The 24,267-nt window shown below is 70.9% G+C and carries 25 protein-coding genes; 17 read left to right on the top strand and 8 right to left on the bottom strand.

Translation table 11 applies throughout. The features are described from left to right. Window positions 1-230 precede the first annotated feature (230 nt). The 5 genes from JKV81_RS21950 to JKV81_RS21930 all read left to right on the top strand — a co-directional run bounded on the left by JKV81_RS21950 (window position 231) and on the right by JKV81_RS21930 (window position 4,656). A complete protein-coding gene (locus tag JKV81_RS21950) occupies window positions 231-1,328 on the top strand; it encodes a carbohydrate kinase family protein (protein ID WP_129262847.1) in 1,098 nt (365 codons plus the stop codon). 159 nt (window positions 1,329-1,487) lie between these two features. Further along, entirely contained in the window at window positions 1,488-2,516 is a 1,029-nt protein-coding gene (locus tag JKV81_RS21945; RefSeq protein ID WP_129262845.1) for a PhoH family protein, read from the top strand. A gap of 12 nt (window positions 2,517-2,528) precedes the next feature. Beyond that, a complete protein-coding gene (gene ybeY, locus JKV81_RS21940) occupies window positions 2,529-3,026 on the top strand; it encodes an rRNA maturation RNase YbeY (protein ID WP_099172499.1) in 498 nt (165 codons plus the stop codon). Next, window positions 3,023-4,306, top strand: coding sequence for a hemolysin family protein (locus tag JKV81_RS21935; RefSeq protein ID WP_129262843.1), 1,284 nt, complete (start codon window positions 3,023-3,025; stop codon window positions 4,304-4,306). The genes ybeY and JKV81_RS21935 overlap by 4 nt, the downstream gene beginning before the upstream one ends. Beyond that, the gene (locus JKV81_RS21930; protein ID WP_099172497.1) at window positions 4,303-4,656 is read left to right on the top strand and encodes an MmcQ/YjbR family DNA-binding protein; all 354 of its coding nucleotides are present in this window, start codon (window positions 4,303-4,305) and stop codon (window positions 4,654-4,656) included. Before JKV81_RS21935 ends, JKV81_RS21930 begins: the two co-directional genes overlap by 4 nt. A gap of 13 nt (window positions 4,657-4,669) precedes the next feature. On the opposite strand, the gene JKV81_RS21925 is transcribed toward JKV81_RS21930, so the two are convergent. Then, window positions 4,670-6,088 (bottom strand): MFS transporter, encoded by a 1,419-nt coding sequence (locus tag JKV81_RS21925; protein WP_129262841.1) that lies wholly within the window; start codon window positions 6,086-6,088, stop codon window positions 4,670-4,672. 100 nt (window positions 6,089-6,188) lie between these two features. On the opposite strand from JKV81_RS21925, the gene JKV81_RS21920 reads away from it, so the two are divergent. From JKV81_RS21920 to era, 3 genes are all read left to right on the top strand, one after another. Then, a complete protein-coding gene (locus JKV81_RS21920) occupies window positions 6,189-7,118 on the top strand; it encodes a helix-turn-helix transcriptional regulator (RefSeq protein ID WP_129262839.1) in 930 nt (309 codons plus the stop codon). 74 nt (window positions 7,119-7,192) lie between these two features. Then, window positions 7,193-7,546, top strand: a complete 354-nt coding sequence (locus JKV81_RS21915; protein WP_129262837.1) for a cytidine deaminase-like protein — start codon at window positions 7,193-7,195, stop codon at window positions 7,544-7,546. Window positions 7,547-7,598: 52 nt separating this feature from the next. Beyond that, complete coding sequence (era, locus tag JKV81_RS21910; protein ID WP_202077363.1) at window positions 7,599-8,573, top strand: GTPase Era; 975 nt, start codon at window positions 7,599-7,601, stop codon at window positions 8,571-8,573. Between the two features lie 200 nt (window positions 8,574-8,773). On the opposite strand, the gene JKV81_RS21905 is transcribed toward era, so the two are convergent. Then, window positions 8,774-9,040, bottom strand: a complete 267-nt coding sequence (locus JKV81_RS21905) for a protealysin inhibitor emfourin (protein ID WP_124276559.1) — start codon at window positions 9,038-9,040, stop codon at window positions 8,774-8,776. Window positions 9,041-9,102: 62 nt separating this feature from the next. Further along, window positions 9,103-10,179: a M4 family metallopeptidase gene (locus JKV81_RS21900; RefSeq protein ID WP_129262833.1), complete on the bottom strand. Its 1,077-nt coding sequence runs from the start codon at window positions 10,177-10,179 to the stop codon at window positions 9,103-9,105. A gap of 292 nt (window positions 10,180-10,471) precedes the next feature. Between JKV81_RS21900 and leuA the strand changes: the two genes are divergently transcribed. The 4 genes from leuA to JKV81_RS21880 all read left to right on the top strand — a co-directional run bounded on the left by leuA (window position 10,472) and on the right by JKV81_RS21880 (window position 14,808). After that, a complete protein-coding gene (gene leuA / locus JKV81_RS21895) occupies window positions 10,472-12,265 on the top strand; it encodes a 2-isopropylmalate synthase (protein ID WP_124276561.1) in 1,794 nt (597 codons plus the stop codon). A 202-nt stretch (window positions 12,266-12,467) separates the two neighbouring features. Continuing rightward, complete coding sequence (locus tag JKV81_RS21890; RefSeq protein WP_129262831.1) at window positions 12,468-13,169, top strand: TerB family tellurite resistance protein; 702 nt, start codon at window positions 12,468-12,470, stop codon at window positions 13,167-13,169. A 57-nt stretch (window positions 13,170-13,226) separates the two neighbouring features. Further along, the gene (gene recO, locus JKV81_RS21885) at window positions 13,227-13,973 is read left to right on the top strand and encodes a DNA repair protein RecO (RefSeq protein ID WP_014156371.1); all 747 of its coding nucleotides are present in this window, start codon (window positions 13,227-13,229) and stop codon (window positions 13,971-13,973) included. 22 nt (window positions 13,974-13,995) lie between these two features. Beyond that, window positions 13,996-14,808, top strand: a complete 813-nt coding sequence (locus JKV81_RS21880; protein ID WP_129262829.1) for an isoprenyl transferase — start codon at window positions 13,996-13,998, stop codon at window positions 14,806-14,808. A 64-nt stretch (window positions 14,809-14,872) separates the two neighbouring features. Here the strand turns inward: JKV81_RS21880 and JKV81_RS21875 are convergent, their stop codons facing one another. The 4 genes from JKV81_RS21875 to JKV81_RS21860 form a co-directional block, all read right to left on the bottom strand. After that, the gene (locus JKV81_RS21875; RefSeq protein WP_129262827.1) at window positions 14,873-15,343 is read right to left on the bottom strand and encodes a Fur family transcriptional regulator; all 471 of its coding nucleotides are present in this window, start codon (window positions 15,341-15,343) and stop codon (window positions 14,873-14,875) included. Window positions 15,344-15,408: 65 nt separating this feature from the next. Beyond that, window positions 15,409-16,308 carry a metal ABC transporter permease gene (locus JKV81_RS21870; RefSeq protein WP_187282013.1) on the bottom strand — a complete coding sequence of 300 codons (900 nt, stop codon included), beginning with the start codon at window positions 16,306-16,308 and terminating at the stop codon, window positions 15,409-15,411. Next, window positions 16,308-17,084 carry a metal ABC transporter ATP-binding protein gene (locus JKV81_RS21865; RefSeq protein WP_099172487.1) on the bottom strand — a complete coding sequence of 259 codons (777 nt, stop codon included), beginning with the start codon at window positions 17,082-17,084 and terminating at the stop codon, window positions 16,308-16,310. The genes JKV81_RS21870 and JKV81_RS21865 overlap by 1 nt, the downstream gene beginning before the upstream one ends. A 41-nt stretch (window positions 17,085-17,125) precedes the next feature. Continuing rightward, window positions 17,126-18,106: a metal ABC transporter substrate-binding protein gene (locus JKV81_RS21860; protein ID WP_129262825.1), complete on the bottom strand. Its 981-nt coding sequence runs from the start codon at window positions 18,104-18,106 to the stop codon at window positions 17,126-17,128. Between the two features lie 209 nt (window positions 18,107-18,315). Here JKV81_RS21860 and JKV81_RS21855 point away from each other — a divergent pair, with 209 nt between their 5' ends. The 3 genes from JKV81_RS21855 to JKV81_RS21845 all read left to right on the top strand — a co-directional run bounded on the left by JKV81_RS21855 (window position 18,316) and on the right by JKV81_RS21845 (window position 20,390). Then, window positions 18,316-19,698 (top strand): glycine--tRNA ligase, encoded by a 1,383-nt coding sequence (locus JKV81_RS21855; protein WP_099172485.1) that lies wholly within the window; start codon window positions 18,316-18,318, stop codon window positions 19,696-19,698. A 94-nt stretch (window positions 19,699-19,792) separates the two neighbouring features. Continuing rightward, entirely contained in the window at window positions 19,793-19,996 is a 204-nt protein-coding gene (locus JKV81_RS21850; RefSeq protein WP_124276565.1) for a hypothetical protein, read from the top strand. Between the two features lie 187 nt (window positions 19,997-20,183). Then, the gene (locus tag JKV81_RS21845; protein WP_124276566.1) at window positions 20,184-20,390 is read left to right on the top strand and encodes a DUF6243 family protein; all 207 of its coding nucleotides are present in this window, start codon (window positions 20,184-20,186) and stop codon (window positions 20,388-20,390) included. Window positions 20,391-20,481: 91 nt separating this feature from the next. Here JKV81_RS21845 and JKV81_RS21840 read toward each other — a convergent pair whose 3' ends face one another. Continuing rightward, window positions 20,482-21,903 (bottom strand): MFS transporter, encoded by a 1,422-nt coding sequence (locus JKV81_RS21840; RefSeq protein ID WP_129262821.1) that lies wholly within the window; start codon window positions 21,901-21,903, stop codon window positions 20,482-20,484. A gap of 149 nt (window positions 21,904-22,052) precedes the next feature. Between JKV81_RS21840 and JKV81_RS21835 the strand changes: the two genes are divergently transcribed. Continuing rightward, a complete protein-coding gene (locus JKV81_RS21835; RefSeq protein ID WP_236057378.1) occupies window positions 22,053-23,063 on the top strand; it encodes a helix-turn-helix transcriptional regulator in 1,011 nt (336 codons plus the stop codon). A 45-nt stretch (window positions 23,064-23,108) separates the two neighbouring features. Next, entirely contained in the window at window positions 23,109-24,257 is a 1,149-nt protein-coding gene (gene dusB, locus JKV81_RS21830; protein ID WP_129262819.1) for a tRNA dihydrouridine synthase DusB, read from the top strand. Window positions 24,258-24,267: the final 10 nt, after the last annotated feature.

Here is a 24,267-nt window from a genome sequence, read left to right as displayed (position 1 = left end):
CGGTGCTCGCGGGCCAATTTGTATCAAGCGCGCCCAGCCGACGGAAAGTCGGCTCGATGTGATCCGGGTCACACTCAGGTTTATGCGCCACAGAGCCGGGTAGCTGCGCATGTTTATGCAGGTGGGAGTGGATCCGCGCGGTGCGGCGCGGGCCCTCCGGAAGGGGCGGCGGATCCGGCACACTGGCCGCAGTTCGCACTGTTCAGATCTGCCACGGCCGGGAGCGCACGGTGAGTACAGCTGATCCAGGCATCGACCCGCTGCTCGGGCTGCGTGCCCCGCAGGACCCGGCCTGTGACGTCTTCCTGACCGGCACGGTCTTCCTCGACATCATCTTCACCGGCCTGGACAGCGCACCGGTGCGCGGGACCGAGTCCTGGGCCCGGGGGATGGGCTCCAGCCCCGGAGGCGTCGCCAACATGGCCACCGCCCTCGCCCGGCTCGGCCTGCACACCTCGCTGGCCGCCGCGTTCGGCGACGACCACTACGGCGAGTACTGCTGGGACGCACTCGAACAGGGCGAGGGCATCGATCTGTCCATGTCGCGCACAGTCCCCGGCTGGCACTCGCCCGTCACCGTCTCCATGGCGTACGAGGGCGAGCGGACGATGGTCTCGCACGGCCACGAGGCCCCCGACGGCTCCGTGCCGCCCGGCCGCGCCTTCCCGGACTGCCCGCCGCGCGCCCGCGCCGCCGTCGCCTCACTGACCCCGGGCCGCAGCGAGCCCTGGGTGGCCGGGGCCGCCCGTAACGGCGCGATGGTCTTCGCCGACGTCGGCTGGGACGAGACCGGCCGCTGGGACCTGGACGCCCTGCCCGACCTCGGGCACTGCCTGGCGTTCCTGCCCAACGCCGAGGAGGCCATGCGCTACACCCGCACCGACTGCCCGCGCGCCGCCGCCCACGCCCTGGCCGAACGGGTCCCCCTCGCCGTGGTGACCCTGGGGGCGGACGGCGCGTACGCGGTGGACCGGGAGACCGGGGCGGCCGCCGAGGTGCCCGCCATCGCGGTGGAGGCCCTGGACCCCACCGGGGCCGGGGACGTCTTCGTCGCCGGCTTCGTCACCGGGACGCTGGCCGGCTGGCCGCTCGCCGACCGCCTCGCCTTCGCCGGGCTGACGGCCGCCCTGTCCGTGCAGGAGTTCGGCGGATCGCTGTCCGCACCCGGATGGGCGGAGATCGCCGGCTGGTGGCAGCAGGTACGCACCGCCGCCGGCCAGGACCCGGCGGCGCTGGAGCGCTACGCCTTCCTGGAGGAGCTGCTGCCGGCCACGAGCAGGGCGTGGCCGCTGCGCCGGGCCGTGCCGACCATCGGCTTCCGGCAGTGAAGGGCCGATGAACTCCGGGTGCGGATGATCCCGATGCCGACGATCACCGGGTAAAACCGCTCGGTGTTGTCGGTGGGGAGTCGTACGCTGGTAGTCCAGAGGCGGTCGAGCAGCGACTGCCCTGCAACGGGAGGTATGCGCAGGCCCGAGGGCCGGCCCATGACTCAGTCACCCACACAGCCGCAGGCGCGCGCCCAGATCCGCATTCCGGCCGCACACCCCATGGTGATGCTCCTGGGGTCGGGCGATTCGCTGCTGCGCGTGATCGAAACGGCGTTCCCGGCCGTCGACATCCATGTCCGGGGCAACGAGATAAGCGCGACTGGAAGCGCGGCGGACGTCGCCCTGATCCAGCGCCTGTTCGACGAGATGGTGCTGGTGCTCCGCACCGGACTGCCGATGACGGAGGACGCTGTGGAACGCTCGATCGCCATGCTCAGGGCGAGCGGCAACGGCGACGGCGACGGTGAAGGCGCCGAGACCCCTGCCGAGGTGCTCACCCAGAACATCCTCTCCAGCCGTGGCCGCACGATCCGCCCCAAGACGCTGAACCAGAAGCGGTACGTCGACGCGATCGACAAGCACACGATCGTCTTCGGGATCGGCCCCGCGGGTACGGGCAAGACCTATCTCGCCATGGCCAAGGCGGTCCAGGCCCTGCAGTCCAAGCAGGTCAGCCGGATCATCCTGACCAGGCCCGCCGTCGAGGCGGGGGAGCGGCTGGGCTTCCTGCCCGGCACGCTCTTCGACAAGATCGACCCGTATCTGCGCCCGCTCTACGACGCGCTGCACGACATGCTCGACCCCGACTCGATCCCCCGGCTCATGGCCGCGGGCACCATCGAGGTCGCGCCGCTGGCGTACATGCGCGGACGCACCCTGAACGACGCGTTCATCATCCTCGACGAGGCGCAGAACACCAGCGCCGAGCAGATGAAGATGTTCCTCACCCGTCTCGGCTTCGACTCGAAGATCGTCGTCACCGGTGACGTCACCCAGGTGGACCTGCCGACCGGCACCAAGAGCGGGCTGCGTCAGGTCCAGGAGATCCTGGAGGACGTCCAGGACGTGCACTTCTCCAGGCTCACCTCCCAGGATGTCGTCCGGCACAAGCTCGTCGGCCGTATCGTCGACGCGTACGAGAAGTACGACAACGCAGAGGGCCGCACCGGCCGCAACGGGAAGTAGTCGCAGCGCACCATGTCGATCGACGTCAACAACGAGTCCGGAACCGAGGTCGACGAGCAGGCGATCCTCGACATCGCCCGCTACGCCCTCGCCCGGATGCGGATCCACCCGCTGTCCGAACTCTCGGTGATCGTGGTGGACACCGCCGCCATGGAGCAGCTCCACATCCAGTGGATGGACCTCCCCGGCCCGACGGACGTCATGTCCTTCCCGATGGACGAGCTCCGTCCCCCGGCCAAGGACGAGGAGGAGCCCCCGCAGGGGCTCCTCGGCGACATCGTGCTCTGCCCCGAGGTCGCGAAGAAGCAGGGCGAGGACGCCGAGACGCAGCACTCGATGGACGAGGAGCTCCAGCTCCTCACCGTCCACGGAGTGCTGCACCTCCTCGGGTACGACCACGAGGAGCCGGACGAGAAGGCCGAGATGTTCGGCCTCCAGGCGGCGATCGTCGACGGCTGGCGCGGTGAGCGCGGCCTGACCGGTCCGTCCCCCGCCCCCACCGTCTCGTGAGCGTCCCCCTCATCTCCGGCGCGGTGCTGCTGCTCGTCGTCGGCTGGCTCGCCGCCTGCGCCGAGGCCGGCATCGCGCGCACGTCCAGCTTCCGGGCGGCGGAGGCCGTCCGCGCGGGGCGGCGCGGCAGCGCCAAGCTGGAACAGGTCGCCGCCGACCCCACCCGCTATCTCAACGTGGCCCTGCTCGTCCGGGTCGCCTGCGAGATGTCGGCCGGGGTGCTCGTCACGTACGCCTGCCTCAACGAGTTCCAGGAGACCTGGCAGGCGCTGGCCGTCGCCATGGGCGTGATGGTCCTCGTCAGCTACGTCGCCATCGGGGTCTCCCCGCGCACCATCGGCCGCCAGCACCCGCTGAACACGGCCACGGCCGCGGCGTACGTCCTGCTGCCGCTGGCCAGGATCATGGGCCCGGTCCCGCAGCTGCTGATCCTCATCGGTAACGCGCTGACCCCCGGCAAGGGCTTCCGCAAGGGCCCCTTCGCCAGCGAGGCGGAGCTGCGCGCCATGGTCGACCTCGCCGAGCAGGAGTCGCTGATCGAGGACGAGGAGCGCCGCATGGTGCACTCCGTCTTCGAGCTCGGCGACACCCTCGTACGCGAGGTGATGGTGCCCCGCACCGACCTGGTCTGCATCGAGCGCTACAAGACGGTCCGTCAGGCGCTGACCCTCGCGCTGCGCTCCGGCTTCTCGCGGATCCCGGTCACCGGGGAGAACGAGGACGACATCGTCGGGATCGTCTATCTCAAGGACCTCGTCCGCAAGACGCACATCAACCGGGACGCGGAGGCGGACCTCGTCTCCACGGCGATGCGCCCCGCCGCGTTCGTCCCCGACACGAAGAACGCCGGTGACCTGCTGCGCGAGATGCAGCAGGACCGCAGCCACGTCGCCGTCGTCATCGACGAGTACGGCGGCACGGCCGGCATCGTCACCATCGAGGACATCCTGGAGGAGATCGTCGGCGAGATCACCGACGAGTACGACCGCGAACTCCCGCCCGTCCAGGAGCTGGAGAACGGCTGCTTCCGGGTGACCGCCCGGCTCGACATCGGCGACCTCGGGGAGCTGTTCGGCCTCGACGCCTACGACGACGAGGACGTCGAGACGGTCGGCGGTCTGCTGGCCAAGGCGCTCGGGCGGGTCCCGATCTCCGGGGCCTCCTCGATCGTCGACCTCCCCGACGGCCGTAAGCTCCGCCTCACCGCGGAGTCCCCGGCGGGCCGCAGGAACAAGATCGTCACCGTGCTGGTGGAGCCGGAGGGAACGGAGCCGTCATGACCCCCCAGGAACTGCGCGCGTTCTGTCTGGAGTTCAACGCGAGCGCGGAGGAGTTCCCGTTCGGGCCCGACGCCTCGGTCTTCAAGGTCCTGGGAAAGATGTTCGCGCTGAGCGTGCTCGACGCACGGCCCCTGAAGGTCAGCCTCAAGTGCGATCCGGACGAGGCGCTGCGGCTCCGCAAGGAGCACCCGGCCGTCGTCCCCGGCTGGCACCTGAACAAGCGGCACTGGAACACCGTGACGGTCTCCGAGCTCCCGGACCGGATGGTCCGGGAGCTCGTGGAGGACAGCTACGACCTGGTGGTGGCCGGGCTCCCCAAGGCGGAACGGCTGCGCCTGGACCGGCCGTAGGGGCCCCGCGCCGTCAGGTCCGCCGCAGGCCGGCCGCCACCACGAGGCCCGTCGCGACCAGGATCACCGCAGCGGCCGCCACCACCAGGCGTACGCCGTCGTACAGCGAGCCCTGCGTGGTGGAGAGCACCCCCAGCAGCGGGATGCCGATGGTGAGGCCCACCTGCTGGGTGGTGGTGACCAGGCCGGTCGCCAGGCCCTGCTCCTCGTTCGGCACACCCGAGGTCACCGTCAGCCCGTAGGCGATGATGGCGCCCAGGTGGCAGGCGCTCGCCAGGGACACGGCGACGGTGGCCAGCCAGACGCCCGAGTCCTCGCCCAGGCCGAGCAGCGTCCCGATGAAGACGCCCTGGCCGATCAGTGACAGGACCAGTGTCCGGCGCGCACCGATCCGGCCGACGAGCCTCGCGGCGTACACCCCGGCAGCCACCGAGACCAGGCCCTGGGCCCCGAAGACGAGCCCCGTCCCCAGGGCCGACAGGTGCAGCAGGTCCTGGAGGTAGAGGGTCAGGACGAAGACGATGGTGCTCATCATCGAGAAGGTGGCCAGACCGCCCAGGTTGCCGAACGCGACCGTACGGCGCCGCAGCATCGGCAGGGAGACCAGCGGGGCGGCCGAGCGGGACTCGACGACCACGAAGGCGGCCAGCAGGGCCACTCCCAGGACCAGGGTGACCATCACGTCCGCGCCGCCGAAGCCGCGCTCGGCGGCGGTCGACAGCGAGTAGATCAGCGCGAGCAGACCCGTGGTGACGGTGACGGCGCCCGGCACGTCGAGCTTCGGCCGCTCCGGCGTACGCGACTCCTCCAGCAGCTTCGGGGCCAGGACGGACACGAGCACCGCGGCGGCGGTCAGCAGCCCCATCGTCGAGCGCCAGCCCAGCGTGTCGGTGAGGACGCCGCCCGCCACCATGCCGACGGTGAAGCCCAGCGAGAGCAGAGTCCCGCTGATGCCCAGCGCCCGGTCCCGCAGGGGTCCCTCCGGGAAGGTGGTGGTCAGCAGGGACATCCCGGTCGGCACGATCACGGCGGCCCCGAGCCCTTGCAGCGCCCGCCCGGCCAGGAACGACGCCGGGTCCCAGGCCAGCGTCGCCAGCATCGAGGACGCCCCGAAGACGACGAGCCCGGTGAGGAACAGCCTGCGCCTGCCGTAGAGATCGGCGATCCGGCCGAAGAGCAGCAGGAAGCCGCCGGACGGCAGGGCGAAGGCGGTGACGGCCCACTGGAGCCCGGACCGGCTCAGACCCAGGTCCTCGCCGAGGACCGGGAGGGCCACATTCAGTACGGAGAAGTCGAGCGCCACCATGAACTGGGCGGCGCACAGCACGAAGAGCACCAGCCGGGCCCGCCCGGAGAGCGTGGGCGGCGCGGCCGGGACGGAGCCGGGTACACCGGCGGGCACAGGGGTGGGAGTTGGGGTTTCGATCGCCATGTCCACAGCCTGGACGCGCCGGAACAACCCTGGGGAGCGGGCACTTATCCTGTTGGCCGCACCACCAGGCAGGCACGCACACGGACACCAGGGGGAGTACGTGGCTTCACCGGCCCAGAACACCGACGCGGCCCGGACCACCACGGTCCGGGCCGGCGCCGACGACAAGTCGCACCGCCTCGCTGAGCTGCGGGAGTTCCTGATGAGCCGCCGGGCCCGGGTCACTCCGGCCGAGGCGGGCCTCCCGGACGGCGGGGCGCGCCGGCGCACGCCGGGCCTGCGCCGCGAGGAGGTCGCCGTCCTCGCGGGCGTGGGCGTCTCCTGGTACCAGTGGCTGGAGCAGGGACGCGACATCACCGTGTCACCGCAGGTCCTGGACGCCGTGGCCCGCGTCCTGCGGCTCAGCAGCGCCGAACGCCGCCATCTCTACGTCCTGGCCGGACTCAACCCGCCCGCCCTGGAGGTCGATCCGGCCCACCGTGACATGTGCGCGGGGCTCAACAGGCTCATCGACGCCTGGATGCCCTTCCCGGCCCACATCATGGACCGCTACTGGAACACCGTGCTCTACAACGACGCGGCGTCGGCGGTGCTCGGGATGCGCCCGGGGATCGTGCAGAACTGCATGATCGCCTTCTTCACCGACCCGGTGTACCGGGCCAGGTCCACGCACTGGGAGACCATCGCCGGCCAGGTCGTCGCGCAGTTCCGGGCCGCCTGCTCGGACAACCCCGACGACGAGGGATTCCGGGCGGTGGTCGCCGAGGCGAGGGAGCTCAGCCCCGAGTTCGCGGCCCTCTGGGACCGCCGGGACGTGGCCCCGGGCGGCCAGATCAGCAAGGAGCTCCAGCACCCGCTCGTCGGCACGCTGTACGTGGAGTCCACCCAGCTGCGGGTGCCCGCCCGCCCCGACCTGGTGATCGTGCTCCACACGCCGCTGCCGGACACGGGCACGGAGGCCAAGCTCCAGTGGCTGGACTCGCCCGAGGGCCGGCGCGGCTCGATGTACCCGGTCCCGGTCCCGGGTTGAACCGGGTGCCCTCGTGAGCGGGTGAACGGACCCCGTCGTCGGGCGGGCGCGGGCGCTCTTCGTATGCTCAGCACATGACCGACAGCACCGGCCTCGGCGCCGAGGACCGCAAGATCGTCACCCTGGCCCGCAGCGTCCGCGCCCGTAACGCGGTGCCGGAGGGCGCCGCCGTACGGGACGAGACGGGACGTACGTACGCCGCCGGCACCGTGGCCCTGGAGTCGCTGAAGCTCAGCGCGCTGCAGACCGCCGTCGCGATGGCCGTGGCCAGCGGGGCCACATCCCTGGAGGCCGCGGCGGTCGTCTCCGACGCCGCCACGCTCGCCGAGGCCGACCTGGCCGCCGTCCGTGACCTGGGCGGGGCCGGTACTCCGGTGCTGCTCGCGGGGCCCGACGGAACGCTCCGGTCCACGGTGAGCGCGGGCTGATTCCGGGCGCCGCCCGCCCTGCTGTGCAACGGCGCCGCCGGGATCGGGGAGAATGGGCGCCATGAGCGCTCGACCGAACACAGAAGCTGCTGCGCAGCAGGCTGAGAACACCGCCCCCCACCGGGCCGGCTTCGCCTGCTTCGTGGGCCGCCCCAACGCGGGCAAGTCCACCCTCACGAACGCTCTGGTCGGTCAGAAGGTGGCGATCACCTCCAACCGCCCCCAGACCACCCGGCACACGGTCCGGGGCATCGTGCACCGCGACGACGCCCAGCTGATCCTGGTGGACACGCCCGGCCTCCACAAGCCGCGCACGCTGCTCGGGGAGCGGCTGAACGACGTCGTGCGGACCACCTGGGCCGAGGTCGACGTCATCGGCTTCTGCCTGCCCGCCGACCAGAAGCTCGGCCCCGGCGACAAGTTCATCGTCAAGGAACTCGCCGGGATCAAGAAGACCCCGAAGATCGCGATCATCACCAAGACCGACCTGGTCGAGTCCAAGGCGCTCGCCGAGCAGCTGCTCGCCGTCTCCGCGCTCGCCGACGAGCTCGGCTTCGAGTGGGCGGAGATCATCCCGGTCTCGGCGGTCAAGGACCAGCAGGTGAGCCTGCTCGCCGACCTCATCGCCCCGCTGCTGCCCGAGAGCCCCCCGCTCTACCCGGAGGGCGACCTCACCGACGAGCCCGAGATGGTCATGGTCGCGGAACTGATCCGTGAGGCCGCGCTGGAGGGCGTACGGGACGAGCTGCCGCACTCCATCGCCGTCGTCGTCGAGGAGATGCTGCCCCGCGAGGACCGGCCGGCCGACAAGCCGCTGCTGGACATCCACGCGAACGTCTACATCGAGCGGCCCAGCCAGAAGGGCATCATCATCGGCCCGAAGGGGAAGCGGCTCAAGGACGTCGGCATCAAGTCACGCAAGCACATCGAGGCGCTGCTGGGCACCCCGGTCTTCCTGGACCTGCACGTGAAGGTCGCCAAGGACTGGCAGCGCGACCCGAAGCAGCTGCGCAAGCTCGGGTTCTGACGCCGGCCCCGGACCGACGGCCGGAGGCCGACGCAGCCGTGCGAAGCCGCTGAGGCCCCTGGGCCGAGGGGTGCGAGTGCGGCGTGGAGGAGGGGTCCCGAAGCAGCTGCGCAAGCTGGGATTCTGACGCCGGCCTCCCGGGCTCACCGCCTCCCGGGCTCACCGGATCCCGGGCCCGGACAGCGGCCGGGGAGCGGGCCCTACGCGCCTTCCTTGAGGATCCGGGAGATCAGCGTCCGCTGCTCCTCGGTCAGCCGGGGATCCGCGCAGTCGACCGTCCGGTCGCCCACCGTGATCCGGTAGCGGAAGCCGTCCGGCACCCCCGCCGGCGGGCCGCCCCGGCCGGCGGCGAGCGCCGACTCGGCCAGGGCCTCCCAGTCGGCGGCGTCGGGCCGCCCCGAGGTCTCGATCTCGCCGTGGCGTGCGATGCCGGCGAACCCGCCGGTCCGGCTCACCTGGATGCGCATGCGTAACGGCTCCTGCCTGACACCTTGACCCCGCTCGGACGGTCCCGCGTGTACCTACCCGGTCAGCGGGTCGGCACGCCCACCTCCGACCAGGCCTTGAGCACCGCCTCGGCCTCGTCGCCCTCCCCGAACCGGTGCTGCGCCGCCGCGACGGTGAGCTTGGCGAAGTCGGTGAAGGACGCGTCCTGGGCCAGCTCGCCGCCGGTCAGCACGTCGAACCAGATCCGCCCGGCCCGCTCCCAGGCGTTGCCGCCGAGGGCCGTGGCCAGCAGGTAGAAGGCCCGGTTGGGGATGCCGGAGTTGATGTGGACCCCGCCGTTGTCGTCGTCCGTGTCGACGTAGTCGTCCATGGACCCCGGCTGCGGGTCCTTGCCGAGCACATCGTCGTCGTACGCCGTGCCCGGAGCCTTCATCGAGCGCAGCGCGACGCCGCTGACCCGGGGGGCGAGCAGCCCGGCGCCGATCAGCCAGTCGCCCTGGTCCGCGCTCTGGCCCAGCGAGTACTGCTTGACCAGGGAGCCGAAGACGTCCGACACGGACTCGTTGAGCGCGCCCGACTGGCCCTGGTAGGCCAGGTTGGCCGTGTACTGGGTGAGGCCGTGCGCCAGCTCGTGGGCGATCACGTCGATGGCGACCGTGAAGTCGAGGAAGATCTCCCCGTCGCCGTCCCCGAAGACCATCTGCTCGCCGTCGAAGAACGCGTTGTTGTACTTCTCGTCGTAGTGCACGGAGCCGATCAGCGGCAGCCCCTTGCCGTCGATCGAGCTGCGGCCGTACTCCGTGAGGAGCAGGTCGAAGGTGGCGCCCAGTCCCGCGTACGCGCGGTTGACGCTGGCGTCCTGGGTCGCCTCCTCGCCCTCGTCACGGACCTTGACGCCCGGCAGGTCCGTCCCGTGCCGGCAGTCGTACAGGGTGCGGTGCGGCTTGGTGGGGACCGGGTCGGAGGTGCGGGCGGCCTGAGGGGTCCAGGCCGCCGCGGTCACCCTCCGGTGGTGGCGCCTGGCCCCGTCGGCCTCCAGGGTGCGGCGGGCGGGATCGGCCAGCTGCGGGTCGTCCGACCGGGAGAGCTTGTCGAGGACATGGGGCGGCACGATGGTGCAGAAGACGGGCTGGAACTCGCTGTTCTGTCGAAGCTGCATGCAAATGACTGTGGCACTCCGTCACCACGCTGTCACTGGTTGCGATCGTGATTGACGAAATAGAGTGATGCATCACCGTTCTGTCCTCACGGGACCTCGATCCCGCATACTGATACGGACCGACGCACCAGGCGCCCCTCGGTTAGTGTTGCCGCATCATGCGTTTCGGGCTGCTCCTTCTTAGCTGCCGCGGCGAGGGCCTGTAGTCGTAGGCCGGCTCCCTCCCCGCGGAGTTCGCTGTTGCAGCGACACAGTCGGCCGCCCCTGCTGGACCTCAGAGGAGCCGTACGCCATGACCGCAGTGAATCCCCCCGCGCACACCGATGCCGTGAACACCCCCGTCGGTGGCCCCACCCCGGTGACCAACGCGCGTCAGCTGCAGAAGCCTTCCGGAATGCCGGTCCACAAGTACCGCGGCTACGAGGCCGTGGACATCGCCGACCGCACCTGGCCGGACAACCGCATCACGGTGGCGCCCCGCTGGCTGTCCACCGATCTGCGCGACGGCAACCAGGCCCTGATCGACCCCATGTCGCCGGCCCGTAAGCGCGAGATGTTCGACCTGCTCGTACGCATGGGCTACAAGGAGATCGAGGTCGGCTTCCCGTCCTCCGGCGAGACCGACTTCGCGTTCGTACGCTCCATCATCGAAGAGGGCGCGATCCCCGAGGACGTGACGATCTCCGTCCTGACGCAGGCCCGCGAGGAACTGATCGAGCGCACCGTCGAGTCGCTGGTCGGAGCGCGCCGCGCCACCGTCCACCTGTACAACGCCACCGCACCCACCTTCCGCCGCGTGGTCTTCCGCGGCTCGAAGGAGGAGGTCAAGCAGATCGCCGTGGACGGCACCCGCCTGGTCATGGAGTACGCCGACAAGATCCTGGGCGACGAGACGATCTTCGGCTACCAGTACAGCCCGGAGATCTTCACCGACACCGAGCTGGACTTCGCCCTGGAGGTCTGCGAGGCCGTCTGCGACGTCTGGCAGCCGGAGGAGGGCCGCGAGATCATCCTCAACCTGCCCGCCACCGTGGAGCGCTCGACGCCGTCCACCCACGCGGACCGCTTCGAGTGGATGTCGCGCAACCTGAGCCGCCGCGAGTACGTCTGCCTGTCGGTCCACCCGCACAACGACCGGGGCACCGCCGTCGCCGCCGCCGAGCTGGCGATCATGGCGGGCGCCGACCGCATCGAGGGCTGCCTGTTCGGCCAGGGCGAGCGCACCGGCAACGTCGACCTGGTCACCCTGGGCATGAACCTCTTCTCGCAGGGCGTCGACCCGCAGATCGACTTCTCGCAGATCGACGAGATCCGCCGCACCAGCGAGTACTGCAACCAGATGGAGATCCACCCGCGCCACCCCTACGCGGGCGACCTGGTCTACACCGCCTTCTCCGGCTCCCACCAGGACGCCATCAAGAAGGGCTTCGACGCGATGGAGCGGGACGCGGCGGCCCAGGGCAAGACCGTCGACGACATCGAGTGGGCGGTGCCGTACCTGCCGATCGACCCGAAGGACGTCGGCCGCTCCTACGAGGCGGTCATCCGGGTCAACTCGCAGTCCGGCAAGGGCGGGATCGCGTACGTCCTGAAGAACGACCACAAGCTGGACCTGCCGCGCCGGATGCAGATCGAGTTCTCCCGGATCATTCAGGCCAAGACCGACGCCGAGGGCGGCGAGGTCACGCCGACGCAGATCTGGTCGACCTTCCGGGACGAGTACCTGCCGAGCCCCGAGAACGCCTGGGGGCGCGTACAGATCCGTTCCGGCCAGACGACGACCGGTTCCGACGGCCAGGACACGATCACCGTCGAGGCCACCGTCGACGGCGCGGACACCGTGCTGACCGGCACGGGCAACGGCCCGATCTCCGCGTTCTTCGAGGCGCTGCAGGCCATCGGCATCGACGCCCGTCTGCTGGACTACACCGAGCACACGATGAGCGAGGGCGCGAGCGCGCAGGCCGCCTCCTACATCGAGTGCGCGATCGACGGCAAGGTGCTGTGGGGCATCGGTATCGACGCCAACACCACGCGCGCCTCGCTCAAGGCGGTCGTCTCCGCGGTCAACCGCGCGACCCGCTGACCCCCTCACGCGGCATTCCGGACATCCGTCCGATACGCCGCTGAACCACCCGGCCCGAGAGCCCCGTTCACCCGCCAAGGGTGGGCGGGGTTCGGCCATATCCCGGGGTTTTGACCTCCGGGATGCTGACGCCACATCACGCATGTGGCTAACATCACGTCCTACGCGGCAATGTTGCCGTGGCGTTACGGAGGTGTGCGACGTGCGGACAGCCAAAGGACAACGCGCCATAAAACTGCGCATCTACGGCATCCGTACCGTCTGGGAAGCCGTCGGCGACGGCGAGTTCTTCTGCCCGTGCTGCGGAGGCGACCGCAACTACCGGCGCCTCACCGGGCGTCACCGCCTCACCCTCCTCGGGCTGCCGCTGCTGTCCCGGGGGAGCGCCGGCCCCGTCGTCGAATGCGCCGCCTGCGGGACGCACTACGCGCCCGACGCCCTCGACCACCCCACCACCACCCGCTTCTCGGCGATGCTGCGGGAGGCCGTGCACACCGTCACGCTCGCCGTCCTCGCCGCGGGCGGCACCACCTCCCGTACGGTCCTGGAGACGGCGGCGGCCACGGTCCGCGACGCGGGGCTCGACGACTGCTCCCAGGAGCAGCTCTTCACCATCGTCGAGGTGCTCGCCGCCGACACCGGGGCCGGCGACGGCACCGACCCGGCGGCCGACGCCTGCGGCGCCGCCCTCGCCATCGAGCTCCACGAGGTCCTGAAGCCGCTCGCCCCGCACCTGGCCGTGCCCGGCCGCGAGGCGATCCTGCTGCGGGGCGCCAGGATCGCGCTCGCCGACGGCCCGTACAGCCAGGCGGAGCGCGAGGTGCTGACCACGGTGGGCAGCGCGCTCCAGCTCTGCCCCACGGACACGGCGAAGCTGCTGGAGGCCGCGCGTACGCCTTCGTAGGGCTCCCGGAGCCCCTGGCGGGCCCTCCACGCGCCCCGGTGGGCGACAATGGGGTGCATGAGCTTGTTCCGGGACGACGGCGTCGTGCTGCGCACGCAGAAGCTGGGCGAGGCCGACCGGATCATCACGATCCTGACGCGCGGCCACGGGCGGGTGCGCGCCGTCGCGCGCGGGGTGCGCCGCACCAAGTCCAAGTTCGGGGCGCGGCTCGAACCCTTCTCCCATGTGGACGTGCAGTTCTTCGCCCGGGGCAGCGAGCTGATCGGCCGCGGCCTCCCGCTGTGCACGCAGAGCGAGACGATCGCTCCGTACGGCGGCGGCATCGTCTCCGACTACGCCCGCTACACCGCCGGCACCGCGATGCTGGAGACCGCCGAGCGGTTCACCGACCACGAGGGCGAGCCCGCGGTCCAGCAGTACCTGCTGCTCGTCGGCGGGCTGCGCACCCTCGCCCGCGCCGAGCACGCGCCGAACCTCATCCTGGACGCGTTCCTGCTGCGCTCCCTGGCGGTCAACGGCTACGCCCCCAGCTTCGTCGACTGCGCCAAGTGCGGAATGCCCGGTCCGAACCGGTTCTTCTCCGTCGCGGCGGGCGGCGTCATATGCGGCGACTGCCGGGTGCCCGGCAGCGTCGTACCCTCGGCTGAGGCCGTCGAACTGCTGAGCGCACTGCTCACCGGTGACTGGGAGACGGCGGACGCGTCCGAGGCGCGTCATGTCAGGGAGGGGAGCGGGCTCGTGTCCGCCTATCTGCACTGGCATCTGGAGCGCGGTCTGCGCTCGCTGCGGTACGTGGAAAAGTGACACAGGGAGACGAGAGAAGCCCATGGCAGTACGCGGGATGCTCGGCGGCCGTAACCGGCGTGAGTACAAGACCCCCGAGCCGCACCCCTCCGGCGCCACCCCGCCGAAGATCCCCGGCGAGCTGGTGCCCAAGCACGTCGCCGTCGTGATGGACGGGAACGGCCGCTGGGCCAAGGAGCGGGGGCTGCCGCGCACCGAGGGCCACAAGGTCGGTGAGGGCGTCGTCATGGACGTCCTCAAGGGCTGCATCGAGATGGGCGTCAAGAACCTCTCGCTGTACGCGTTCTCCACGGAGAACTGGAAGCGCTCGCCGGACGAGGTGAAGTTCCTCATGAACTTCAACCGGGACGTCATCCGCCGCCGCCGCGACGAGATGGACGAGCTCGGCATCCGTATCCGCTGGGTCGGCCGCATGCCCAAGCTGTGGAAGTCCGTCGTCCAGGAGCTCCAGGTCGCCCAGGAGCAGACCAAGAACAATGACAAGATGACGCTGTACTTCTGCGTCAACTACGGCGGCCGGGCCGAGATCGCCGACGCCGCGCAGCGCATCGCCCAGGACGTCGCCGAGGGGAAGCTCGACCCCTCCAAGGTCAACGAGAAGACGTTCGCGAAGTACATCTACTACCCGGACATGCCGGACGTGGACCTCTTCGTGCGCCCCAGCGGCGAGCAGCGCACGTCCAACTACCTGATCTGGCAGAGCGCGTACGCCGAGATGGTCTTCCAGGACGTCCTGTGGCCGGACTTCGACCGCCGCGACCTGTGGAACGCCTGCCTGGAGTTCGCCCGGCGCGACCGGCGCTTCGGCGGCGCCGAGGAGATCAGCAAGGGCTGACACCGCGCGGAGGGGGCCCCGGTCACCGGGGCCCCCTCCGAAGCGTTCGTCCCGCGCCCGGGGCTCAGTCCTCGGAGCCGGCGGGGTCCTTGGTGCCCGTGCGCTCCTTGGCGGTCGCGCAGTCCGAGCAGGTCCCGAAGATCTCCACCGTGTGGGCCACGTTCACATAGCCGTGCTGCGAGGCGATGGTCTCCGCCCACTGCTCCACGGCGGGCCCCTCCACCTCGACGGCCTTGCCGCAGACGCGGCAGACCAGATGGTGATGGTGGTCACCGGTCGAGCAGCGCCGGTAGACGGCCTCGCCGTCCGTGGTGCGCAGCACGTCGACCTCGCCCGCGTCGGCGAGGGACTGGAGCGTGCGGTAGACCGTGGTCAGTCCGACCGAGTCGCCCCGGTGCTTGAGCACGTCGTGCAGGTCCTGGGCACTGCGGAACTCGTCGACCTCGTCGAGCGCCGCCGCGACCGCCGCCCGCTGCCGGGTGGACCGGCCGCGTACCGGAGCCGCGTTCGTGCCACTGATCGGCGCCGTCGCCACAGCTGCCTCCTCGTGTCGCCCGTACGTATGTCGGGCCATTGTGCCAGCCCGGCCCGTCCGCACGGTCACACCGAGACGTCGTCCGGGGCCGGGCGGGCCGCCGGTACCTCCAGGGTGCACCGGTCCGCCTCGCTCCCGCGGTCCCGGGCCCGCCTGCGGGCCAGCGGCGTGGCGAGCGCCGTGAGCACGATGAACGCGGCGATGGCCAGCAGCACGATCGTCGCGCCGGGCGGGACGTCCTGGTAGTACGAGGTCACGGTGCCGGCCAGGGTGACGGCCGTGCCGATGACGACGGCCAGGACGAACGTCACCTTGAAGGACTTCGAGATCTGCTGCGCGGCGGCGACCGGCACCACCATCAGCGCGCTGACCAGCAGCAAGCCGACGACCCGCATCGCCACGGTGACGGTGACCGCGGCCGTCACCGCGACCAGCAGGTTGAGCGCGCGCACCGGCAGGCCGGTGACCCGGGCGAACTCCTCGTCCTGGCTGACCGCGAACAGCTGCCGCCGCAGCCCGACGGTGACCAGCACCACGAAGGCGGCCAGCACGAGGATCGCGGTGACGTCCTCCTCGGAGACCGTCGACAGGGAGCCGAAGAGGAACGAGGTCAGGTTGGCGTTGGAGCCGGTGTCGGAGAGGTTGATCAGCATCACCCCGCCCGCCATGCCGCCGTAGAACAGCATGGCCAGGGCGATGTCGCCGCGGGTGCGTCCGTACCAGCGGATCAGCTCCATCACGACCGAGCCGGCCACGGCGACGAGCGTCGCCATCCAGACCGGGTTGGTGGAGAGCAGGAAGCCGAGGCCGACACCGGTCATCGCGACGTGCCCGATGCCGTCGCCCATGAGGGCCTGGCGGCGCTGGACCAGGTAGATGCCGATGGCGGGCGCGGTGATGCCGACCAGGACGGCCGCGAGCAGGGCCCGCTGCATGAAGGGGGGGTTCAGGAATTCCAGCATGATCAGGTCAGCAGTCCCGTCCGGACGGGCTCGGAGGCCGCGTGGGGGTGTACGTGGTCGTGGCCGGGCAGCGCGTGCTGGCCGACGGCCTCGGGGGGCGGCCCGTCGTGCATGACGCAGCCGTCGCGCAGGACGATCGCCCGGTCGATCAGGGGCTCCAGGGCGCCGAGCTCGTGCAGGACGAGCAGGACCGTCGCCCCGCCGGCGACCTGCTCGCGCAGCGTCGAGGCGAGGATCTCCTGGCTGGCCAGGTCGACGCCGGCCATCGGCTCGTCCATGATCAGCACCTCGGGCTCGGCGGCGAGCGCGCGGGCGATCAGCACCCGCTGGTGCTGACCGCCGGAGAGGGCGTTCACGGAGTCCTTGGCGCGGTCGGAGAGGCCGACGAGCTCGATGGCCCGGTCCACCGCCGCCCGGTCCGCCCGCCCCGGCAGCCTGAGCTTCGTACGGGACAGCCGTCCGGAGGCGACGACCTCGCGGATCGTGGCGGGGACACCGCCGGCCGCCGTGGTGCGCTGCGGTACGTAGCCGACGCGCGCCCAGTGGCGGAAGCGGCGCAGCGGGGTGCCGAACAGCTCGACCGTCCCGCCGGTGAGCGGCACCTGGCCGATGACGGAGCGTACGGCGGTGGACTTGCCGGATCCGTTGGCGCCGAGCAGCGCCACGACCTCGCCGCGGTGGACGGTGAGGTCGACACCGCGCAGCACCGGGCGCGCGCCGAGCGTCGCCGTGGCTCCGCGCATGCTGATCACGGGTTCTGGCGTACTGGGCTCGGGCATGATCGCCTCCGGTGCTGCTGCGGGTTCGGGTGCTGCGGGGGTCACTTCGCGCCGAGGGCCTTCTGGAGCGCGGAGAGGTTGGACTGCATGACCTCGATGTAGTCAGCGCCCGCGGACTTGTCCGTGATTCCCTCCAGCGGGTCCAGGACGCCGGTCTTCAGGCCGAGGTCCTTCGCCAGCGTCTTCGCGGTCTTGTCGCTGGCGAGCGTCTCGAAGAACACGGTGGTCGCGTCGTTCTTCTCGGCGACGGAGTGGATCTCGTCGATGCGGGCCGGGCTGGGCTCGGCCTCGGGGTCGATGCCGGCGATGCCCTCCTGGGTGAGGCCGTAGCGCTCGGCGAGGTACCCGAAGGCGGAGTGCGTGGTGATGAAGGTCTTCGTCGCGGTGTTCTTCAGCCCGGTCTCGTAGGCCTTGTCCAGCGTGTTCAGCTCGGCGACCAGGCTCTCGGTGTTCTTGCGGTAGTCGGCGGCGTGGTCGGGGTCGGCCTTCTCCAGGGACTTGCCCACGCCCTCGGCGACCTCGGCGTACTTCACCGGGTCCAGCCAGATGTGCGGGTCGAGGCCGGCCTCCTCGCCCTCGTGCCCGTGCTCCTCGTCCTCGTGCTCCTCGCCCTCGGCGTGGTCGTGGCCCTCGACCTCGGAGCCGTGGTTCTCCAGCGTGGTGAGCTTCGCCGCGTCCACGGTGTTCTTCACGCCGGCCTGGGCGACGGCGTCGTCCACGGCGGGCTGGACGCCCTTGAGGAAGAGGATGTAGTCGGCGTCGCCGAGGCCGCCGATCTGCCGGGGGGAGAGCTCCAGGTCGTGAGGCTCGGTGCCCGGCTTGGTGAGGGTGGTGACGGAGACGTGGGACCCGCCGATCTCCTCCGCCAGGAACTGCATCGGGTAGAAGGACGCCACCACGTCCAGCTTGCCGTCGCTCCCGCCCTCGGCCGCGTCGGAGGAGGAGCAGGCGGAGAGCGCGGTGAGGCCGAGCGCGACTGCTCCGGCGACGGCGGCTGTGGGTATGAGGCGACGTACGTTCATGACAGTCATTTTCAACAAAAGTGGAAACGATTGTCAACAAGGCTGATGAGATGCCCGGATCCGGACCCGGTGACCGCGATGCGCCCCACCGATTTGATATGGGGGGTGCGCCCGCCGGTAATCTGGGGTATTCGCCCGCACGTCATCCCTCACCGAGGCGTTCGCGCCGCCCACCTGTCCAGTTCCGCCGTCGTAATGAAGAGAGCACCGTGGCCGCCGACAAGATCGACACCATCGTCAGCCTGAGCAAGCGCCGTGGCTTCGTCTATCCCTGCAGTGAGATCTACGGTGGCCAGAAGGCCGCCTGGGACTACGGGCCCCTGGGCGTCGAGCTGAAGGAGAACCTCAAGCGCCAGTGGTGGCGCTACATGGTCACCTCGCGCGAGGACGTGGTCGGTCTCGACTCGTCGGTCATCCTGGCCCCCGAGGTCTGGGTCGCGTCCGGCCACGTCGCCACGTTCTCCGACCCGCTCACCGAGTGCACCTCCTGTCACAAGCGCTACCGCGCCGACCACCTGGAGGAGGCGTACGAGGAGAAGCACGGCAAGCCCCCGGTCAACGGCCTCGCCGACCTCAACTGCCCCAACTGCGGTAACAAGGGCACCTTCACCGAGCCCAAGCAGTTCTCCGGCCTGCTCTCCACCCACCTCGGCCCGACCCAGGACTCCGGCTCGGTCGCCTACCTGCGCCCCGAGACCGCCCAGGGCATCTTCACCAACTTCGGCCAGGTGCAGCAGACCTCGCGCAAGAAGCCCCCGTTCGGCATCGCGCAGATGGGCAAGTCCTTCCGGAACGAGATCACTCCGGGCAACTTCATCTTCCGCACCCGCGAGTTCGAGCAGATGGAGATGGAGTTCTTCGTCAAGCCGGGTGAGGACGAGGAGTGGCAGGAGTACTGGATGCAGCAGCGCTGGAACTGGTACACGGGCCTCGGCATGCGCGAGGAGAACATGCGCTGGTTCGAGCACCCGCAGGAGAAGCTCTCCCACTACTCCAAGCGCACCGCCGACATCGAGTACCGCTTCCGCTTCGGCGGCAGCGAGTGGGGCGAGCTGGAGGGCGTCGCCAACCGCACGGACTACGACCTCACCGCGCACTCCAAGGCGTCCGGCACGGACCTCTCCTACTTCGACCAGGAGAAGAGCGAGCGCTACACGCCGTACGTCATCGAGCCGGCGGCCGGTGTCGGCCGCGCGATGCTGGCCTTCCTCCTCGACGCGTACAGCGAGGACGAGGCCCCCAACGCCAAGGGCGTCATGGAGAAGCGTGCCGTGATGCGCCTCGACCCGCGCCTCGCGCCGGTCAAGGTCGCCGTCCTGCCGCTGTCCCGTAACCCGCAGCTGTCGCCGAAGGCCAAGGGCCTCGCCGCCGACCTGCGGCAGAACTGGAACATCGAGTTCGACGACGCGGGCGCCATCGGCCGCCGCTACCGCCGCCAGGACGAGATCGGCACGCCGTTCTGCGTCACCGTCGACTTCGACACCCTCGACGACAACGCGGTCACCGTGCGCGAGCGCGACACCATGAAGCAGGAGCGCGTCTCCCTGGACCAGATCCAGAGCTACCTCGGCTCCCGCCTCCTGGGCTGCTGAACGCACTCGGCCTCATAACGAAGCCCCCGGTTCCGGCGTACGGAGCCGGGGGCTTCGTGCACACTGGGCGCACTCGTCCACAGGGAGGCCCCACATGCCGTCCATGACCACGAGCAAGGTCACCAGATGGGACCAGCACGGCCGTGAACACGTCGTCCACGTACGGAAGTCGGGGATGCAGCGGCAGCTGACGTGCGAGACCTGCGGCTGGCGCAAGGGCGCGCAGTTCCTTCCCTGGCTCAAGGCCGAGGAGCATCTGACCGAGGCCCACCAGGCCACGGTGGACCCGACCGCCTGAGTCCGGAGCCGGGGCCCGGCCGGAAAAAAATCGGATGAGGTGCCCCTCGGGCCGGGGTACCTTCATGGCTATGTCTTCGTTCTTCCAGATCTACGAGTGAGCGCGCGACGGGCCCGACCGGCCCGTCGCCCATCGGATCGATCACGACACGTCATCCTCACTTCCTCACCACGAATGGGAGAACCCCGTGGCCAAGAGCCGCAACAACCTCCTCGGCGTCGGCGGACAGCGCAAGAAGCTGTCCCGCGCCGAACAGCAGGGCGCGGGCCCCGCGCGCAACAACGACCGCAAGGCCGCCGAGGACAAGAAGCAGGAGCTGGTGCGCAAGATGCGTGAGCGCGCCGCCGCCGCCGACGGGGCCGCACCGGCCGAGGACGCGCCGGCCGGGAGCTGACCTCCTCACCCCTTCCGTACGGTGCACCTCCGGTACGGCGTACGACCGCGGGCCCGGATCGCTTCGGCGATCCGGGCCCGTGTCCGTCCCCTCACCGCACCGTGCGGGGCAGCCGCAGGCTCAGCAGGGTCGTCAGGACGACGGCCGCCAGCTGCACCAGCAGCGTCACGATCAGCGCGTCCCGCATCCCCTGGCCCGGCACCAGCGCGAGGAACAGCGTCCCGAGCGTGGCGACCCCGAGCGCCAGGGCGGCCTGCTGGGTCGTCGTCATCACACCGCCGCCCACCCCGGCCCGCTCGGCCGGTACGTCGGACAGGACGATCCGGAAGAGCACCGGCAGTTGGAGCCCCTGCCCCAGGCCCGCGATCGCGACGCCCGGCAGCAGGCCCAGCAGTCCCAGGTCCGGCCAGCCGCGCCACACGGTCAGCGCCAGCACCGTGACGCCCACGCCCTGGATCAGGCCGCCGGCCGTCACGACGCGGCTGCCGAAGCGCCGTACCAGCCGGGGGCCGGCCAGCGAGGCGAGGAAGAAGGCGGCGGCCATCGGCGCCAGGGACAGCCCCGCCGCGGCGGGCCCCATCTCCAGGCCCTGCTGGAGGGCCACCGCGATCACGAACATGAAGCCGCCGAAGCCGATCGAGAACGGCACCACCAGCGTCAGGCCGCGCCGCAGCGAGACCAGCCGCAGCAGGCTCGGCGGGACGAGCGGGGTCCTGCCCTGCGCGTCGGCCCTGCGCTCCACCCGGTAGAAGGCCACCGCGGCGAACGGGAACAGGGCCAGGGACACCCAGGTCCACAGCGGCCAGCCGGCGGCCCGGCCCTCGGTCAGCGGGGCCAGCAGCGTCACCAGGGATACGGCCAGCAGCAGCGTGCCCGGTACGTCGACGGGGGCGGGCCGGTCCGAACGGCTCTCCGGCACCGAGCGCACGGCCAGGATCAGCCCCACCAGGGCCACCGGGACGTTGACCAGGAACACCGAGCGCCAGCCCGCGCTCTCCCCGAACACCGAGGACAGCGGGGCGGCGGAGACCAGGACGCCGCCGAGGATCTGGCCGGCGACCATGGACAGGCCCGCGGTCGCCCCGTACAGGCTCATGGCCCGGGCCCTGCGGTGTCCGGCGGTGGCGGACTGGATGGTGGCGAGCACCTGCGGCAGCATCAGGGCCGCCGCGGCGCCCTGCGCCACCCGCGCCCCCACGAGGGTCCAGGCGTCCGGGGCCAGGCCGCAGGCGAGCGAGGTGAGGCCGAAGGCGGCCATCCCGATGAGGAAGAGCCTGCGCCGTCCGGCCATGTCACCGAGGCGCCCGCCGAGGACCAGCAGCACGGCGTAGGAGAGGCCGTACCCCGCGACGACCAGCTCCAGCAGGGCGGGGCCCGCGGCCAGGTCGTGGTCGATGGTGGGCAGGGCGACGTTGACGATGAAGAAGTCGATGAGCGGGAGTGCCGCGCCGAGCAGCACGGTGAACAGCCCGAGCCCGCCGAGGACCGGCGCCGGGTGGTCGTACCGTGTCACGCGGGGGCGGGTGGCGGATGGGTTCGTCAGTACGGAGGATTCACTCACGACATCGACGATGGACCCGTCCTCAGCCTGGTACCAGAGTCTCTTCATCCTGGTACAGGGAGCACCTGGCAATACGCCCGGAGATTCGGCACGCTGGGAACATGACGACGACCGCGGCGACCGAGGCACCCGAGACCGACATCCGGCGGCACGAGCTCGCCGGATTCCTCCGCAGCCGTCGTGAGCGGATCACCCCCGAGCAGGTGGGGCTGCCCCGCGGCCGCCGCAGGCGGACCCCCGGGCTGCGCCGCGAGGAGGTCGCCCAGCTCTCGGCCGTCGGCGTCACCTGGTACACGTGGCTGGAGCAGGCACGCGACATCCAGGTCTCCCCGCAGGTCCTGGACTCCCTGGCCCGCGCCCTGCTGCTCGACCGCAGCGAGCGCACCCACCTCTTCGCCCTCGCCGGGGCCGTCGACCCCGCGCCGGGCTCCGACTGCACCGGGGTCACCCCGGCCTTCCAGGAGATGCTGACGCGCCTGGAGCCGTTCCCGGCCTGCATCCAGAACAGCCGGTACGACATCCTCGCCCACAACCGCACCTACGGCAGGCTGCTGTGCGACCTGGACGCCGTCGCCCCCGAGGACCGCAATTGCATGCTGCTCGCCTACCTCAACGAGGAGTGGCGCGAGTCCGTGGTCGATCTGCCCGGGATGCGGCGGGTGATGGCCGCGAAGTTCCGTGCGGCGATGGCGGAGCACCTGGCCGAGCCCGCCTGGAAGGCGCTGCTGGGGCGGCTGGAGGCGGCCTCGCCCGAGTTCGGCGAGATCTGGGCCCGGCACGAGGTCGTCGGACCCTCGAACCGCACCAAGATCTTCCGTAACTCCCGGGTGGGGATGCTCAGGCTCGACCACACCGATCTGTGGCTGGGACCGTCGGCGGGCCCGCGCCTGGTGACGTACGTCCCCTCGGACGAGCAGTCCCGGCGGGGTCTTGAGCGGCTGATGGAGTCGGTCCTGGCGGAGTCCCCGCCGGCGGGGAGCGAGGAGCCCCTCGGGGAGCCCCGTGAGACGTCCCGCACCGGGTCCCATGAGACGTCCCGCACCGGGTCCCGTGAGACGTCCCGCTCCGAGTCCCGTGAGACGTCCCGCACCGGGTCCCTCGCCGAGGTCTGAGCGGGCGGCCTCCGGGCAGTGGCCCGCGTACGGGACAATGGGGCCATGACCACGCTCGCCCCCTCCCTCCCGCTGCTCCGGATCGGCCCGCACACCGTGCAGCCGCCGGTCGTGCTCGCCCCCATGGCCGGCATCACCAACGCGCCCTTCCGCACCCTGTGCCGCGAGTTCTCGGGCGGCAAGGGGCTGTTCGTCAGCGAGATGATCACCACGCGGGCGCTGGTCGAGCGCAACGAGAAGACCATGCAGCTCATCCACTTCGACGCGAGCGAGACCCCGCGATCGATCCAGCTGTACGGGGTGGACCCGGTGACCGTCGGCAAGGCGGTCCGCATGATCGTCGACGAGGACCTCGCCGACCACATCGACCTGAACTTCGGCTGCCCCGTCCCCAAGGTCACCCGCAAGGGCGGCGGCTCCGCACTCCCGTACAAGCGGCCGCTCCTCCGCGCGATCCTCCGGGAGGCCGTCGCCGAGGCGGGCGACCTCCCGGTCACCATCAAGATGCGCAAGGGCATCGACGACGACCACATGACCTACCTCGACGCGGGCCGCATCGCCGTCGAGGAGGGCATCACGGCCGTCGCCCTGCACGGCAGGACCACCGCCCAGCACTACGGCGGCACGGCCGACTGGGACGCCATCGCGCGCCTCAAGGAGCACGTCCCCGAGATCCCCGTCCTCGGCAACGGTGACATCTGGAGCGCCGACGACGCGCTGCGGATGATGCGTGAGACGGGCTGCGACGGCGTCGTGGTGGGCCGTGGCTGCCTGGGCCGCCCCTGGCTCTTCGGTGACCTCGTCAGCGCCTTCGAGGGCACGGGGGAGAGGCAGGCACCCGCCCTGCGCCAGGTCGCGGACGTCATGCTGCGCCACGCGACGCTGCTGGGGGAGTGGATCGGTGACGAGAGCCGCGGGGTGATCGACTTCCGTAAGCACGTGGCCTGGTACCTCAAGGGCTTCGCGGTCGGCTCGGACATGCGCCGCAGGCTCGCGGTGACCTCGTCCCTGGAGGAGCTGGGCAGCCAGCTCCAGGAGCTCGACCTGGACCAGCCCTGGCCCGACGGCGCCGACGGCCCCCGTGGGCGCACCTCCGGCAACAACCGGGTGGCGCTGCCGGACGGCTGGCTCAAGGACCCGTACGACTGTGCGGGCGTGGGTGCCGAGGCGGAGCTGGACACCTCGGGCGGCTGAGGGACACCAC

It is taken from the genome of Streptomyces silvae, from assembly GCF_016745505.1.
Taxonomy (GTDB): domain Bacteria; phylum Actinomycetota; class Actinomycetes; order Streptomycetales; family Streptomycetaceae; genus Streptomyces; species Streptomyces silvae.
This window is presented reverse-complemented; position numbering and strand designations above follow the sequence as displayed.